16 protein-coding genes are annotated in these 15,867 nt (G+C 51.4%); 6 read left to right on the top strand and 10 right to left on the bottom strand.

Annotated elements, in window-relative coordinates:
- Positions 1-32 precede the first annotated feature (32 nt).
- Both IE055_RS07645 and IE055_RS07640 read right to left on the bottom strand, forming a co-directional pair.
- Positions 33-401 (bottom strand): hypothetical protein, encoded by a 369-nt coding sequence (locus IE055_RS07645; RefSeq protein WP_229794190.1) that lies wholly within the window; start codon positions 399-401, stop codon positions 33-35.
- 80 nt (positions 402-481) lie between these two features.
- Complete coding sequence (locus tag IE055_RS07640; RefSeq protein ID WP_189399483.1) at positions 482-1,828, bottom strand: MATE family efflux transporter; 1,347 nt, start codon at positions 1,826-1,828, stop codon at positions 482-484.
- 137 nt (positions 1,829-1,965) lie between these two features.
- Here IE055_RS07640 and IE055_RS07635 point away from each other — a divergent pair, with 137 nt between their 5' ends.
- Both IE055_RS07635 and IE055_RS07630 read left to right on the top strand, forming a co-directional pair.
- Positions 1,966-3,531, top strand: a complete 1,566-nt coding sequence (locus IE055_RS07635) for a choice-of-anchor I family protein (protein WP_189399482.1) — start codon at positions 1,966-1,968, stop codon at positions 3,529-3,531.
- Positions 3,532-3,679: 148 nt separating this feature from the next.
- Entirely contained in the window at positions 3,680-4,651 is a 972-nt protein-coding gene (locus tag IE055_RS07630) for a GDP-mannose 4,6-dehydratase (RefSeq protein WP_189399480.1), read from the top strand.
- On the opposite strand, the gene IE055_RS07625 is transcribed toward IE055_RS07630, so the two are convergent.
- Both IE055_RS07625 and IE055_RS07620 read right to left on the bottom strand, forming a co-directional pair.
- Positions 4,648-5,610 (bottom strand): FHA domain-containing protein, encoded by a 963-nt coding sequence (locus IE055_RS07625; RefSeq protein ID WP_189399478.1) that lies wholly within the window; start codon positions 5,608-5,610, stop codon positions 4,648-4,650. The genes IE055_RS07630 and IE055_RS07625 overlap by 4 nt on opposite strands.
- On the bottom strand, positions 5,607-6,890 hold the full coding sequence (locus IE055_RS07620; protein WP_229794189.1) for a S1C family serine protease: 1,284 nt from the start codon (positions 6,888-6,890) through the stop codon (positions 5,607-5,609). Before IE055_RS07620 ends, IE055_RS07625 begins: the two co-directional genes overlap by 4 nt.
- A 183-nt stretch (positions 6,891-7,073) precedes the next feature.
- Between IE055_RS07620 and IE055_RS07615 the strand changes: the two genes are divergently transcribed.
- On the top strand, positions 7,074-7,373 hold the full coding sequence (locus IE055_RS07615; RefSeq protein ID WP_189399475.1) for a DUF4389 domain-containing protein: 300 nt from the start codon (positions 7,074-7,076) through the stop codon (positions 7,371-7,373).
- A 65-nt stretch (positions 7,374-7,438) separates the two neighbouring features.
- Here IE055_RS07615 and soxR read toward each other — a convergent pair whose 3' ends face one another.
- Positions 7,439-7,900: a redox-sensitive transcriptional activator SoxR gene (soxR, locus tag IE055_RS07610; protein ID WP_189399473.1), complete on the bottom strand. Its 462-nt coding sequence runs from the start codon at positions 7,898-7,900 to the stop codon at positions 7,439-7,441.
- A gap of 86 nt (positions 7,901-7,986) precedes the next feature.
- On the opposite strand from soxR, the gene IE055_RS07605 reads away from it, so the two are divergent.
- Positions 7,987-8,364, top strand: a complete 378-nt coding sequence (locus IE055_RS07605) for a VOC family protein (RefSeq protein ID WP_189399472.1) — start codon at positions 7,987-7,989, stop codon at positions 8,362-8,364.
- Between the two features lie 4 nt (positions 8,365-8,368).
- On the opposite strand, the gene IE055_RS07600 is transcribed toward IE055_RS07605, so the two are convergent.
- From IE055_RS07600 to IE055_RS07585, 4 genes are all read right to left on the bottom strand, one after another.
- Positions 8,369-9,418 carry a PepSY-associated TM helix domain-containing protein gene (locus IE055_RS07600; protein WP_189399470.1) on the bottom strand — a complete coding sequence of 350 codons (1,050 nt, stop codon included), beginning with the start codon at positions 9,416-9,418 and terminating at the stop codon, positions 8,369-8,371.
- Positions 9,419-9,452: 34 nt separating this feature from the next.
- A complete protein-coding gene (ggt, locus tag IE055_RS07595; protein ID WP_189399469.1) occupies positions 9,453-11,159 on the bottom strand; it encodes a gamma-glutamyltransferase in 1,707 nt (568 codons plus the stop codon).
- Positions 11,160-11,234: 75 nt separating this feature from the next.
- On the bottom strand, positions 11,235-11,852 hold the full coding sequence (locus IE055_RS07590; protein WP_189399466.1) for a glutathione S-transferase family protein: 618 nt from the start codon (positions 11,850-11,852) through the stop codon (positions 11,235-11,237).
- 89 nt (positions 11,853-11,941) lie between these two features.
- Positions 11,942-12,610: an START domain-containing protein gene (locus IE055_RS07585; RefSeq protein WP_189399464.1), complete on the bottom strand. Its 669-nt coding sequence runs from the start codon at positions 12,608-12,610 to the stop codon at positions 11,942-11,944.
- Between the two features lie 182 nt (positions 12,611-12,792).
- Here IE055_RS07585 and IE055_RS07580 point away from each other — a divergent pair, with 182 nt between their 5' ends.
- Together IE055_RS07580 and trhA are read left to right on the top strand one after the other, a co-directional pair.
- On the top strand, positions 12,793-13,371 hold the full coding sequence (locus IE055_RS07580; protein ID WP_189399462.1) for an HD domain-containing protein: 579 nt from the start codon (positions 12,793-12,795) through the stop codon (positions 13,369-13,371).
- Positions 13,372-13,388: 17 nt separating this feature from the next.
- Positions 13,389-14,000: a PAQR family membrane homeostasis protein TrhA gene (gene trhA, locus IE055_RS07575; protein ID WP_189399460.1), complete on the top strand. Its 612-nt coding sequence runs from the start codon at positions 13,389-13,391 to the stop codon at positions 13,998-14,000.
- Here the strand turns inward: trhA and IE055_RS07570 are convergent.
- Complete coding sequence (locus IE055_RS07570) at positions 13,995-15,767, bottom strand: N-acyl-D-amino-acid deacylase family protein (protein WP_189399458.1); 1,773 nt, start codon at positions 15,765-15,767, stop codon at positions 13,995-13,997. The two genes, trhA and IE055_RS07570, sit on opposite strands and share 6 nt — an antisense overlap.
- Positions 15,768-15,867: the final 100 nt, after the last annotated feature.

Genomic DNA, 15,867 nt, shown 5'->3' with positions numbered 1-15,867 from the left:
TACATAGACAATTCGTTAAAAGGAGCCCACAGTCATCCGATGATTGAGTAGCCAAGATTCAGTTGAACTAACGTGACGCTGTACAAGAGAAAGAAACCAGCTAGCAACGCGGTAACCCAAGGCTTCATAATATCAACCCAGGTAAATGTCACGCGTGCAGCCTGGCCATGGTAGAGGAAGATCACCGCAGCGGCGATCACCATAGTTACCCCAGACAACAACGCTGCCCAGCCCCAAAACGCCGTCAAATTCACTACGCCATAGCCCACATTCCACAAGCCGCAGACACTCAGCAAGAAAGCGCTAATAACCACCATTGGCAAGGCCACGGTCTTGTTTGGCTCATGACGCCACGGCGTCGGTCGCAATACGATCAAGCCAAACAGCATGGCTATAGTCACCACAATTCCCATAGATCAGCGTTCATTTAGTTACTGCGTGGCCCACAGTATAGCGAACAGTTGCATGATCTGTACAAAACTCACACAGCAACTTCGCGCGCGCGCGTTGCCAGCCGCCACAACAGCAACAAACCGACGATAAACAAACTTACCACCATGGCAAACCACATCCCTTTGGCCCCCGTTAAGCTGGGTGCGCCGTAGCCAAACGCGAGCGCCATACCTATCGGCAAACCAAAAATCAAAAAGGCCACTACTTGGTACTTCGGCGGGCTGCTGGTGTCGTGGTATGCACGCAACGCGCATATGACCGCCACTTGCAACGAATCCGCCAATTGGAACGCAGCGCCAAAGTACAGCAACACGACCGCAAGCTGAATTACGGCGGGATCGTCGTTAAATAAGCGGATCAATGGCTCCGCGAACAAAACAAACAACACGCAAATCACGGCCGCTATCGCCAGATTAAACGCAGTGCCCGTCTTGACGGTATACCATGCGTCATCAGGGCGTTCCGCACCTAAGAATTGGGATGCGCGAATTGTGACCCCTTGCCCCAGCCCCATGTAGAGCATAAAGCTCATCGACGCGACCGTGATGGCCACGGCATGAGCACCTGCCTGTACCACACCGAACAGCGCTATCATCATACCAGCACCGGCAAACATACTCAGCTCGATCACAATCGACACGCCGATCGGCAGACCTAGGCGCAACGTTTTAGCTATGGTTGGTATCGAGGGGGCCTCGAAACGGTGAAACAATCGTTTTTCGCGAACTGCGCCATGGCGATGGATTACCAGCCAACACGCAATCATCACCAACCACATGAGAGCGACTGTCGCCCAGGCGCAACCGACTCCGCCCAGACGGGGCAAACCGAATAAGCCGTTGACTAAAATATAATCCAAGGGGATGTTCAGTAAAAACGCCAAGAAGTTTACGATGAACACCTCGCGCGTCAAACTCATACCTTCCAGTGTCCCGCGCACCGCGGGGATCAAGGTAATGGGTATCGCGCAAAAACTGATTGCCAGAAGGTAGCGCTGCGCGATGGTGCGCATATCGTCTTCAAAAGGCGCGAACTGGAATAGCGCGGCACAAGCCCAGACCACTAACGTGGCTAACACACCAAGCGCGAAGCACATCCAGATAGACTGATGTAATTGGTGCTTGACGCCAGCATCATTCCGCGCACCGTAATGCTTCGCGATTAATGGCTGAGTCGCAAAACCAACGCCCATGAAGAAAAAGATAATCATATTCCAGGTATTGGCACCCAGATTCATTCCAGCCAGTTCTAGCGTACCAGCTTGACCTGCGATGGCCACATCGGTGGCTGACATACCAACCAGACATAACTGGGTCAGCGACACCGGCGCAGCCAGCATAACCAGCGACTTTAATTCGGGAATTAAACGACTCATAAACTAGAACTACGCTTAGAGAGTGCAGCAAAGATCGCTGAGCTGCAGCGCCACTGTCATGATAATGTCACAGTCAAAAAATATGTTACACACTTACACTACCCTCGCAACATGCGCCTTTGCAGTTGAACTTCCTCATGATTCGAAAAATTATCGTATTTGCCGCTTCCGCCTTATTCTCGCACTTCGCTGCTGCGGATGATAGCCAAATCACCGGCACGCAGACAATCCAATTGCGCGCCCTCGGGACATTTAAATCAGGCCCATATGATCACGGGGCGGCCGAGATTGCCAGCTACGATGTGGCCACCCGACAAGCGTATGTTGTCAACGGGTTTGCTAACGCAATTGATGTATTTAACCTCGCTCAACCAGACAAGCCGGCTTTGGTGAATCAGATCAAACTCAAGGACTACGGGTCGCCCAACAGCGTGGCAGTCAAGCGTGGATTGGTCGCGGTAGCCGTCGCAGCTAAGCCAAAACACGACCCGGGTTCAATCGTGGTATTCGACCTAACGGGTAAACACCTCAACACGTTTAAGGTCGGCGCCCTACCCGACATGGTCACCTTTACCCCTGATGGCAATGTGATTTTAAGCGCAAATGAAGGGGAGCCAAACGATGACTATACGATCGACCCGGAAGGGTCGGTCAGTTTAATTCCTGTTGGCGAGGACATTCGTCAGCAAAGTCAGGCGGATGTGCGCACCGCTGATTTCAGTGCATTCAATACCCAGACGCTCGACCCGGCGATCCGAATTTTCGGCAAAAATGCCTCTGTCGCGCAAGACCTTGAACCGGAATACATTACGGTATCAGCCGATTCCCAAACGGCTTGGGTAGCCTTGCAGGAAAACAACGCCCTTGCTGTTATCGACATTGCGGCATCGAAGGTGACGGCGCTGCTTCCGCTTGGAACCAAGTCACACGCGCTTCCGGGCAATGGCATCGACGCCAGTGACGAGGATGGCGGTGTCCACATCCGAACCTGGCCCGTTGAAGGGATGTATCAACCGGATACCATCACGAGTTATGCAGTCGACGGCGAAACCTTTATCGTTACCGCCAATGAAGGCGATGCACGTGACTACGATGGCTACTCAGAAGAAACCCGTGTCGGCAAGATGAATTTGAGTAAAACACTCATCCAGGCGTATCCGAAACTCACCAGCAAAAATCAGCTTGGTCGGCTTAAGGTGAGTAAAGTCGGTGCAGACACCGATGACGATGGCAAAGCCGATCGTTTGCTCGCCTACGGTGCACGTTCATTTTCAATTTGGTCTGCACAGGGCAAACTGGTATTCGACAGCGGTGATCAGTTTGAACAGATTACTGCGCAGCACGATCCCGGATTGTTTAATATCGACGACGACCGCAGTGACAACAAGGGACCCGAACCCGAGGCGTTAGCATTGGGCGAGGTCGATGGCCGGGTCTACGCCTTTGTTGGCCTCGAACGAACTGGCGGGGTCATGGTCTATGACATTACTAACCCCGCCGACGCAGCCTTTGTGGACTACTTTACGACCCGCAATACCGAAGCAGTTGAAGACTTACCTGAAGCTGGTGATATTGCCCCAGAGAGCATCGTATTTGTCTCTGCTGATGACAGCGCCAGCGGACAACCGTTTCTTATTACCGCGAACGAAGTTAGCGGCACGGTATCAACTTACGCCATCTCGGTTCGACCCGAAAAAGATTAGACGGTTTGTCGGCCCTTGCCCACGGTCAGCGTCCGCCGGGAGAGGCAGCCCAACGTTTGGTGGTGCCCCGGCAGTCGCTTTTTATCAAACTTCGGCTTACATTCAGGAAGCTTTTGACTTTCGCTAACGAGCGTGTTCCACTCGCGGCATGAACGCATTAATACTCGGAGTCACCGGTCAGGACGGCGCCTACCTGGCGCGACTGTTGCTGCAAAAAGGTTATACCGTCTATGGCACGTCACGCGATGCGGTTGGCAAAGTCCGCAGTAACCCCAACGTGCTGGGTATCGATCAGGACATCCACTATATGACGGTGGATATCACCGATTATAAATCGGTTCTGAGTGCGTTGAACGAAGCGCAGCCCGACGAAATCTATAATCTGGCTGGGCAAAGCTCGGTCGGCATCTCCTTTCAATTGCCGTTTGAAACCATCCGATCCTTTACGCTGGGCGTATTAAATGTGATGGAAGCCATGCGGTTTCTGGGACTCAAAAGCCGCCTGTTTAATGCTTCTTCCGGTGAGTGCTTCGGTGATACGGATGCACTGCCAAATCACTTGGCAACCGAGCACAGCCGCTTGGCACCCAAGAGCCCCTATGCGGTGGCTAAAGCATCGGCGTACTGGTCGGTGATTAATTATCGCCAGGCCTATAACCTATTCGCCTGCTCCGGAATCTTGTTCAGCCACGAATCGATATTACGCAACCCGAACTTTGTCTCCAAGAAAATCGTTGCTGCGGCCTGTCGTATCTCCAGAGGGCTCGAGGATTCGCTGACGCTTGGCAATCTAAACATCAAACGCGACTGGGGTTGGGCGATCGATTTTGTGGAAGCGATGTGGCTCACATTACAAAACGACAAACCTGATGACTTCATCATCTCTACCGGTGCCGTGTACACCCTAGAAGACTTTGTGCGCTTGAGTTTTGAGGCAGTAGATCTAGATTATCGCGATTATCTTACGGTCTCCGACCAATTTGTGCGCCCGAATGATGTGACATGCAGTGCGGGATCACCTAAACATGCGTACGATAAGCTGGGTTGGCAGGCCAAATCAACCTTACCGGATGTTGTTGAGCAGATGGTCGCCGCTGAACTCTCGGCGATGCATGACTAATCCTGAGCCAATTCGAAGTCAAAGACCCGCTCAGCATCTGATTCAAACTGCGACAAACTGACTGGCGCGCGCCATAAAAATGCAGGCGGTAAAGTAACGCTCTCAGTCTGCGTTTGCGCCGTCCATTTCTCATGCTCAGGTTTTAGCCACTCATCGCTGCGGAACAGTCCGACGATAGTTAAAACCAGCAACGTAGAAAACACCCATTTTGAACGGCGCTGCATATGCGTGGCAAAAGTCAGCGCACCGACCAGCAATAAAATCGCAATAGCAGAATACGTCACTGTCGACAGCAGACTGCCGACATCAACTCGCTGCAAATTGAAGCGCAGAATTGCCAGTAGCAAGGTGGCTATCTCAAGCAAGCCCAGAATCAGGCAACCGAGCACCCAAAAAGCGCGCATATTACCTTCGCCTCGCAGCAGCTTGCTCCCGAAACTCATCAGCAGTGTCCAAGCTACCAACACCACAAGAGCGGTAATCACAATGGTCACCACATCATTGGCCAGCACTGGTTCACTGGCGAATAGCCAGGACGAAGCCAGATGCAGCGCCAGTGCGACCAGTGTTAATCCGAGTACAGCCGGCACCCCTTTGAATCGATCGATGAGTAGAAACCAGCTGGAACGGACTGCCGCTGGAGCCACACCATCCGCCGCATCGTAAATCTGCAGATTAGTATCGCCAATCCGAATAACGTCCCCAAACCGATAGACAGCACTGCCCTCGACTGGCTTACCCGCAATGGTCGACCCGTTAGTCGAATCAAGGTCGCAAACGTGTAATAAGCCTTCATCGGAAAGTTGGATACTAAGGTGGTCCGCCTCGACAAACTTGTCCTGTACAATGACATCGCTATGCCAGGCACGACCAATCACACTCGCCTGCGTGTTTTTTAGCCTGACCCGCTCCATACGCTCACCGCTTTTATCATTCACCAGTACGATCAGCGTTCTCATTGTACGTGCTCCAAAAACTTGTGATTTATTTGCTGAATTTGGTCTTTCTCAACGGCCGAGACAGACAAATGCGCGACCCACTTTTGTTCGTTCTCAACCTGCTCCAATAACAACAGAGAGTCGTATAAACCTGCCATTTTCTTGTATGTTCGCACGCACACGGTTGCGCGCTGAAACATGTTCTCAGATGCGCTACCACGCAAGAAATCTACATGACATTGATAATTGGTTGAGTGTGTAAAATTCGAATCATTATTGGCCGACATCCAGGGCCGAATGGTGCTGGCAAACTGCGTTGGCGAGAGCGTTAAAGAGCGCGAGTGTGCAAAACTGAAATACAGCTCACCGGCGTTAAGGTCATGGTTTAGATACAGTGTGTTGCTGGCCCGACAGGATTTAGATGCGTCGGCGACTTTGCGTGCTTCCTCGTCGTCATTGGTGTAACCCCAACATTGAAAGTCTTTACGAATCTCGCCGAACAACGGTTTACCCGCGAACTCTTCGGTTGGCCAAGGGCTGTCTATTAGCGCTTGCACACGCACGCGTTGCCACACTTTGATTTGTCGCGCGATCTCAGCTTGGTAGTCCTGCTGCAATACTTCACGATCGGCAGCCACCAGCGCTTTGGCTTTTGCCACCGGCACCAAAAAGCTCAACTGGCTTCCCGCAGTCGCCACGTTCACACCGACTACCTCACCATCGCTGTTTAGAGCTGGACCACCACTCATTCCGGGATTGAGACTGGCTGAAAACAGAATCTGTGCGTCGTAGCTGTGTTCCACCAACCCATTGTTCGGACCTTGAACTAGACTGGTACCATAATCGCGAGGATTACCCAGCGCGTAGACAGTTTGGCCTTTCAGCAAGGCGACATCAGACATGCGCAGTGTCTTTTCACTTGGGTTCGAGTGCCGAAGCAGCGCCAGATCATTGACGACATCAAAGTCTAACAGTGTCAGGCTGCCCTTTTGACCGGTGTGTGACTGATATTCAATTTTGTGGCGCTCAGGGGCGTGTACATAGGCGGCAATCACATGGAAATTCGTGATGATCAAACCATCTCGACTGACCTGAAATCCAGAACCAATCGACGACTTACTTCCCGCCTGCGGCGAAATCACGCGTATCTGATACACCTGGCTGTAATACTCGGCGAAATCTTCCTTGGCCCCACTGGTTGGCGACCAAGTACTTAAAATGAGTAGCAGCACCAAAATTTGGTGACGCGTCACAGACCTAAGCCGCACATCAAAAGCGGAGCTGGCCGATTGTTTCATCATGTTCCTCATGCGTCCTGCTGTGTCAACCAGCAACATCGTAAAGTCTCGATTATACATAGGGAAACCGATAAAACCTTAGGAGCGACCATTTCACGACGATTGTTAATTTTTTATCGGTCAGCATTGTAAAACGCACCGACAGCCCCCAAAGTTTATACACTAACTAATTTTTTGAGGTGCCCTATGTCAGATCAATATGAAGGAAATACTGGATGGATGCGCGTGCTGTTTGTTGCCGTGTTCTGGTTCATCTTTTACCTGACTCAACTAGTGATTGCCGCCGTGGTGATTGCACAATGTCTGTTCACCCTGTTGACATCTAAACCGAATGACTACCTGCTTAAATTCGGCGAAAGTTTGAGTAAATACGTACAGGAAATTCTTCGTTACGTCACCTTTAACACCGACGTGCGTCCGTTTCCGTTCTCGGACTTTCCGAAATCCGATATTGTGATTACCGCAGAGTCTGGCGAGTCGCAATAACACTCTGGGTACAGCGTCCTCAGTTACTTTTCGTAACTGGGGACCACGGCAAACCAAACCTCACCTCACTCATGGGCTTTGGGTTTATCGCCCAATAAAAAACGTGGGCCAGCCCCAAATTCGCTGGCACTGTCCTCCTGATTGTAGAGATGACAGTTCTTCAGTGACAAACAGCCACAGCCGATACAGCCACTTAACTTCTGTTTAAATCGGGTTAGTCGGGCAATTTGTTGATCGATGTCCTGACTGAATTGACGCCCGAGTCGATCCCAATCCGCCTTGGTTGGCGTTCGGTTGTCCGGCAAGGAAGCGAGTGCATTACGAATCTGTTGCAGACTGTAACCTAAATTCTGCGCAATCAAGATAAATGAAACCCGCCGAATCACCGAACGCGCAAAATATCGATGGCCGCTGGCGCTGCGCATACTCGGAATTAAACCCTCATCTGCATAAAACCGGATCGCCGACACATTCGTCCCGGTGCGCTTTGCCACTTGCCCAATACTGAGACTTGGATCGTTCACCATAGAAAACTCACACTCCACTATTGATCTAAAGTTAAGTTTAGATATTAGAGTACAATTTTCAACCTCTAATACGGAGATTTTCACACATGCCAAAACTCGAACACACCAACTTAACGGTGACCGACCCTGATACCCTTGCAGAACGCCTGTGCCAGTTATTTGATTGGCAGGTCCGCTGGTCTGGCCCCGCTTTGGATGATGGCTACACAGTCCATGTTGGTGGCCCAGAGAGCTACCTGGCTTTGTATCGTCCACCAAATCACAAAACCAGTGACCTCAATCATCTCGTGATTGGTAATCTAAACCACATTGGTATCGAGGTGGATGATCTGGCGAAAACCGAACAGCGTATGCTTGATGCTGGGCTTAAACCATTCAAACATGCAGATTACGATCCAGGAAAACGATTTTACGTGATGGTGGACGACAATCTGGAGCTTGAATGCATCAGTTACGCGGCATAAACGCTCATCGCCAGCGCTGGCTCGAACGAGCATAGGACACCATCGACAGCAGCATGAGTCCGGCTAGAGCAAGCCCGGTTACTGTGAGCAGCAGACGATACCACAAGCCAAGTTCGCCGGTGTGTAACGGATAGCTGAATCGAAACAGACGCTCCAGTGCCGTCCATGACTGGGCATCGGATTTGGTAATGGCTGTCTCATCTTCCGCTATGGCAAAACGTAGCGAAGAGATGCCAGTCGGATTCAGCGAATCAGATTGTTGAAACCCGATACTGTGTGCTGGAAATCGCTCGCTCGCAGGCGAGATCCAGCGCACCTCGGCGCCGGGAAACTGTTGGTGCACAAAGGTGATCCGTTGACGCCAATCAGCAAATTCCTGATCGCTATGGATCGTCGTCGGCGTCGCGGCCGGTACCCAGGGGCTCACCAATACCGAACGCGACTCACTGGGATAAACCAGAAGTACACCAGTGAATGCAAGCAACATGATTGGTAGCGCGAAACTGACCCCGAGATTACCATGACTTATTAGCCAGGCTTCGCGCCGCGTGCTTTTAGGGCGGATCCCTAGCCGGTAGCTACGGCGTCGTGGCCACCAGATAATGCCGCCAAGAATGCACAGTAAAAACACCAAGATACCCGATACTCCGGCAATGTTGAGTCCGACAGTATTGCCAAGAAGAAATCGGTGATGCAGATCAAGCAACCAGTCTTCAAAACGCTCATTGGAATGCCACTGCTGTACAAAATGACCTTGCTGATCAAACCACGCATAGCGGCGTTCAGTCAGATACACTTTGTGGATCGCCAAACCGAGGCTGTACAGCCGCACCGAACGCACTTCGCCAGGTGCATAGTGGGCCTGGATACGATCCATCGCCACCGGCACCCATTGTCGTTCCACCTTAGCCTTTGCACCAGGCACGCTAAGCCAGAGGAATTCCTTTTTCCACACCAGCAAGACGCCGGTCACACTCATGACGAGCACAAACGCGCATACCGAAATGCCAAGCACACGATGAATCCGCTGCAACTGGCGACGCCAAGTTAGCATTGACACCAAGACCGTTAAACCGTAATTCTATCAGCTAATAACCAGCCGCATGACCGTCTTTACGCGTTTCGGTCGCGCCCCAGTAAACGCCATTGTCCGCGCGATGAATGGCCTGATAGCCTCCATAAGGGCCATTTGCGAATTGCACTTTGTGACCCAAACGCATAAGTTCGCGAATGGTAGCGTAGGGGTATCCGGTTTCCAGATTCAGTATACCGCCGTCCATCATCTGCTCGCCGGTTGGCTCAGAGGATCCGGTGTGGTGGATACGAGGCGCATCGCCGGCCGCCTGCACATCGAGATCAAAATCAATCATGTTCACGATAATCTGCACGTGCCCCTGTGGTTGCATGGCACCGCCCATCAAACCAAAACTCATCCAAGGCTTACCGTTCTTGGTCACAAATGCAGGAATAATGGTATGAAAAGGTCGTTTACCGCCTTCAAATTGATTGAAATGGCCCGGTTCCAGCGAAAACATTTCGCCGCGATCCTGCAAGATGAAGCCCAGGCCCGGTGGTGTCATACCTGACCCCATGCCGCGGTAATTACTTTGAATCAGAGATACCATATTGCCTTCAGAGTCGGCCGTGGTCAGGTAAATGGTGTCGCCTTCCGACAGAATATTACCCGCAGCGAACGCGTCACTGGCATCGCTTAAATCAATCAGCTTGAGCCGCTCGCGAGCGTACTCTTTGGACAACAAGGTTGCCAACGGAATCGTGTTGAAATCTGGGTCTGCATAATATTTTGCACGATCCTCGAATACGACTTTTTTGACTTCGGTAAATAGATGCACGAATTCAGCTGATTCGCGCCCCATGGCCTCCAGGTCAAACTCTTCCAGCATATTCAGCATCTGTAATGCGGCAATACCCTGCCCATTGGGCGGTAATTCCCAAACGTCGTATCCACGGTAATTGGTACTGACTGGATCCACCCAATTGCCCCGATGTTCAGCCAAATCCGCTACCGATAAAAAGCCGCCATTCGCTTGCATGTACTCGGCAATCACCTTGGCAACTGGGCCCGTATAAAATCCATTTCGACCTTGTTCAGCAATTATTTTAAGAGTTTTAGCCAAATTCGGATTACGCCAAATCTCCCCTTGCTTTGGTGCGCGCCCTTGCAGCGTGAACTGCTCCGTAAAACCCGGCCATTTTGACAGGATTGGTACTGAGCGATTCCAGTAATAAGCGATAAGCTGTGTAACCGGAAACCCTTGCTCAGCATACCGAATCGCTGGGGCTAACAACTCAGACATCGGTTTGGAGCCAAAACGATTATGCAGCATGAACCAGCCATCCACAGTGCCTGGTACCGTTACCGGTAGTGGCCCGTGCGACGGAATGGACTCATAACCCTGATCGTTGAACCATTGCAGGCTCAGTGACTTGGGCGATCTCCCCGACCCGTTCAATCCGACCAATTTTTTGCTTTTTGCATCCCACACGATAGCGAACAAATCACCACCGATTCCGTTACCAGTCGGCTCAACCAGCCCCAGAACGGCGTTGGCCGCGATCGCTGCATCGATGGCATTGCCTCCGCGCTGCATTATGTCTAGCGCCACTTGGGTGGCCAACGGTTGCGAGGTGGCGGCCATCGCATTGCTGGCCAACACCGGAGATCGAAGGGCGAATGTCTCACCACTAACGCGATCAGCAGCCGTCGTAGTGCCTGCGCTAATCAATGTTAATACTGCTGCGAGAGTAGAATAAACCAAACGGAAAGAGATCATGGGCATAAGCTCCGTTGATGAATGTATCCGGACCTTAACACAGGTCTGAAAGTTATGTGCCAGCCAAACTCCTGCCTACTCAACCGCTTTCGCAATGGCGCGTTCGAACGCCGGTCGCGCACGGCATCGCCCCAAATACGCCTGCAAGCTGGGATACGAGGTAAGCAGGCCCAGGCGCTCGGCCATGGAAACCATGTAACAGATACCAAAGTCAGCACCGGAGAATTCTTGTCCTAGGATATACGGCCGATCTCCCAGTTGGTCCGCGATGTGCGCAAAATGCAACGCGATTTCAGCGTCACTGAACGGGCTAATTACTGGATGATCGACACCACTACGCAGCGTCAGCATCTTAAGCAACAAAGGCGCGAACACCGAGCCTTCTGGATACGCTAACCATTGGTTGTACTGCGCCCAAACAGCGAGATCACCTCTGTCCGGATGCAGTTTGTGCTCGGTATCGAACTTTTCAAGCAAGTAAGCGGTAATAACATTCGATTCGGTGAGCAACAGCGGCCCATCTTCAATGACTGGGCTTTTACCCAGCGGATGTACCGCCTTCAAATCCGCCTGTGCACGCATGGTGTCCGGGTCACGATGGTAGACCTTGAGTTCATAATCAAGCGCCAGCTCTTCGAGTAACCAAACAGTAAAAATGGAACGCCCAATACGCAGATGATGAAGTGTAATCATGATTTGAATCTATTCGTTAGGTGGAAATTATTCGGTGTTGTGAGCGCCGAGTATACGTTGCCTCGGCATGACCAGTGTGAACTGAATTGCTAGGGTAGAAATGGCACCAATGCTTGCCGATATTTTTCGGTCTGCGCCAACTTGCGTACTTGCCGCATGGTGTCGTACGGCGTATCGACCATCAGTAAGTTGGTGAGCCACGCCGGAATCGCACCATTTGGGTCAGCATACACGAAGCTTTCTACCAATACCCGGCCCTCGGCCTGCGGCGTAAAGCGCCATTCAGACATCGCATCAGTCACCCGAATCACGCCCCGACGAACGTGATATTGATCATCCGACAGCGCGTGACTGCGCATTAATACGATGCCTGTGTGCGCATCAACCGTCCAAACGACTCGGGAATACGCAACACGATCTCGAACAGGGAACGGCAAATTATTATGTGAGTAAACAATACTCTCAGTCGGCGATAGGCGCGTCACAATGTGCGCCCGCTTACAGGTCGGCGCCCACTTCTGACAGTTTTCCAGATCCGTAATCAACGCGACTAGGCTGCGTACTGGCGTCTCCACCACCATCTGGGCTCGCATGGCTTTGAATTTGGAGTCAGCGACCTTACTGACATACACTTGAATGCCGTCACGATCACGCTTTAAATGCCACTCATACTCAACCTCGGTGTGTGTCGAGCTAGCCGAACTCAACACCGCAATGCAGAGCATTCCCACGATCACCGGAACTTGAATTCTATGCATTGACCCCGAGCCTGTGTGGCAACCCGCGCAAAAATCGACTCGCCATGCTTGCCGCCATGATTTTCGCTGAGATTACTCTTGTAGTTATGAGCCAACATCATACTTAAGTTGCGTCAAATAGGAAGTCACGCGTAAGTTGGTTTACACTATTGTAAATATAAGAAACCGCCAATGAGGAGATCATGCACGCAAATTTCAATAAAATGTCAGACAGCACCGCCGATGACTGGCAGGCGATTATGGGCGAACAGATGCAGTTTTTTTCCAAGCTGCCGGACCGTATTCTTGCTCACATGCAATTGCTAGACGATGACTACGGTGGTTTCCCTGTGGATCGCTTGCAACACAGCCTACAGACGGCAGAGTTGGCGGCCGAGGCTGGCGAAGACGAACAGTTTGTGGTGTGCGCCTTATTGCATGATATTGGCGACACGCTCGGCAGCACCAACCATGCCGATGTTGCAGCGGCAATCTTGCAACCTTTCGTGTCCGAAGCTAATTATTGGATGATTAAGCACCATGCGATTGTTCAAGGCTATAACTTCTTTCACCACATCGGCTTGGATCGTAATCTGCGTGACACACTTAAAGGCCATGCTCATTATGCGCAAACAGAACGTTTCGTTAGCAAGTATGATGATTTAGCATTCGATGCACGCAAACCAAAGCTGGCGTTAAGCCTATTTGAGCCGATGGTCAGAAACGTATTCGCCAAACCGATTAACAGCATCTACCAAAAAGCATTGAATAAAGCCAGTTAACCTCCTAATCTAACACTATGTACAAAGGCGAATTTTTCAACAGCATCAGCCACTTGGTGGGCACCGTGTTTGCATTAGTGGGCTCATCGGTATTGATCACGCTGGCCGCGGTTGAAGGCAATGCACTGAAAATTGTGAGCTACAGTGTGTACAGTTCAACCTTGTTTACTCTGTACCTTAGCTCCACGCTGTATCACAGCTTTCGTGGTCGAGTAAAAGAGCTGTTTCGTAAATTTGATTATCACGCGATTTACTTACTGATCGCCGGAACCTATACCCCGTTTGCCCTGATTGCCCTGCAAGGCGCAACAGGTTGGTGGCTATTCGGCGTGGTTTGGGGCCTCGCAGTGGTCGGGATCATCGTCGAGAATCTGCCGATTCCCGGGCCGCGGGTCCTGCCGATTGTGATCTACATTGCCATGGGCTGGGCGTGTGTCTTCACGCTTGAATCCATGATCGCAGGCATGTCACCACTGGCATTTTATTTTTTGTTAAGTGGCGGCCTGATCTACACGGCGGGCGTGGTGTTTTACGTGCTCGATCATTGGTATCCTTGGTGCCACGGCGTGTGGCACCTGTTTGTTATCGCGGGCAGCGTGTGCCATTACATCGCCATCATGATGTTATGATGCAGCGCGCATACGCACCAACTTACCCGGCCTTGCGTCCAGCACCGCATCATTTGCCACCACTTGCTCACCACTAACAAATACCGCTTTGTAACCGCTTACTGGTTGCAATAAACGCTGACCGCCAGCGGGTAGGTCCTGCACCATTTTTGGCACACCCAGATTCAGTTGCTCAAAATCGATGATATTGACGTCGGCTTTGAGCCCAATCTTTAATCGACCTCGATCAGTTAAACCCAGGTAATCCGCACCATCCGCCGTGAGCATCTGAATGGCGCGCGATAATTCGATACTAGAACGGTTCTTTTTAGCGCGATCTCGTGCCCAGTAAGTCAAAAGGTAGGTCGGAAAACTGGCATCACAAATAGTGCCAACATGCGCCCCACCGTCCGACAGCCCAGGAAGCGCATCTGGGTGCGTGAGCATGGTGTAGACATTGTCGTAATTCATCTCGGTGTAATTGAACACCGGAAAATACAGCAGCGCATGACCGTCATCTTGTAACAAAATATCGTAGGTTGTTTCCCACACGGATACGCCATCAGCCCGCGCCATACCGGCAATCGATGTGTCGCTGTTTTGCTCGTAATCCACCACACCATCGCGGTCTAGCTTAAAAAACTTTTCAGCCAATTGCGGGTACTGCGCAATCATCATGTCGGCTAAGGGTGGTACTGATGACCCCTTACCCGCCAAGGCTACCGGCGACTCGGACAACAAGCGTTGTTTAAACTCTGGGTCACGCATAATCGCCACGCGCTCGGCGAGCGGTTTGTCCCGGATTGTTAGGTAACTCGGATGCGCCATCAACGGATGAAACGTGCAGTTTAAGCCATTGAAAACGCCAATCGCTCTGGGTGCCACCTGCAGTTTGATGTCCAGTCCTTCGTTGTTCAACTGTTCACAACCAGCAATAATCTTTCGCCAATCATCAGGCGCGAAGTCGCGCTGCATTAATGACATCGAACCCGGTCGACCACCCGCACGAAAAAAATCTGACATCAGGTCAAATTCTTTATCAAAATTGTCTTGTGGTCGAACCATGTCAAAATCATTCACTGCTTGCAACACACCGTACGACAGCCCTTGAAACGCTTCCGCAATCCCAACTAACTCGGCACGACTGGCTTCACTCGCGGGCGTCCAATCACCGTCCGCAGTTTTATGTGAATCACTACGTCCAGTGGAAAACCCAACCGCACCGGCTTCCATTGCTTCACGTACGGTGGCCTGCATCTGTTGAATATCGTCATCGGTCGCCAACTCATCGAACATCGCTCGCTCGCCCATCACGAACACACGCAATGGGTCGTGCGGCACCATCACAGCGAAGTCCAGAGTGTGAGGAATTTTTTCAATTGCATCCATGTATTCGGGAAAAGTCTCCCAGTCCCATTGAATGCCCTCGTGCAGGGCCGTGCCGGGAATATCTTCCACACCTTCCATCAGCTTGATGAGTTGGTCACGGTCTTGCGCTCGGCAAGGTGCGAATCCAACGCCGCAGTTGCCTAACACCACCGTAGTCACACCGTGATTAACGGATGGCTGCAACTCCTCGTCCCAAGACACCTGACCGTCATAGTGCGTGTGCACATCGATAAAGCCTGGCGTGACAATCGCGCCTTCAGCATCCAACGTGTGTTTTGCCGGTGCATTACAATCACCGATCTCAGTGATAATACCTTGACTGATCCCAATATTGGTTCGCACTGGTACGCCTCCGGAACCATCGTAAACCAAGCCATTAATAATTTTTGTATCAAACATTGTCTACCTCCTCCTGCAGTGCACAAACTTGGCACTGCACTCCTCTAATCGAAACCCGCTGCATGTATTATTATTCGCAAAGGTCTAATATTATGGTTAT

Origin of the sequence: Arenicella chitinivorans, assembly GCF_014651515.1 — a bacterium.
In the GTDB taxonomy this organism is placed as follows: Bacteria; Pseudomonadota; Gammaproteobacteria; order Arenicellales; family Arenicellaceae; genus Arenicella; species Arenicella chitinivorans.
Note: the sequence above shows the minus strand (reverse complement) of the source record. Positions and strands in the feature narration are given on the sequence as shown.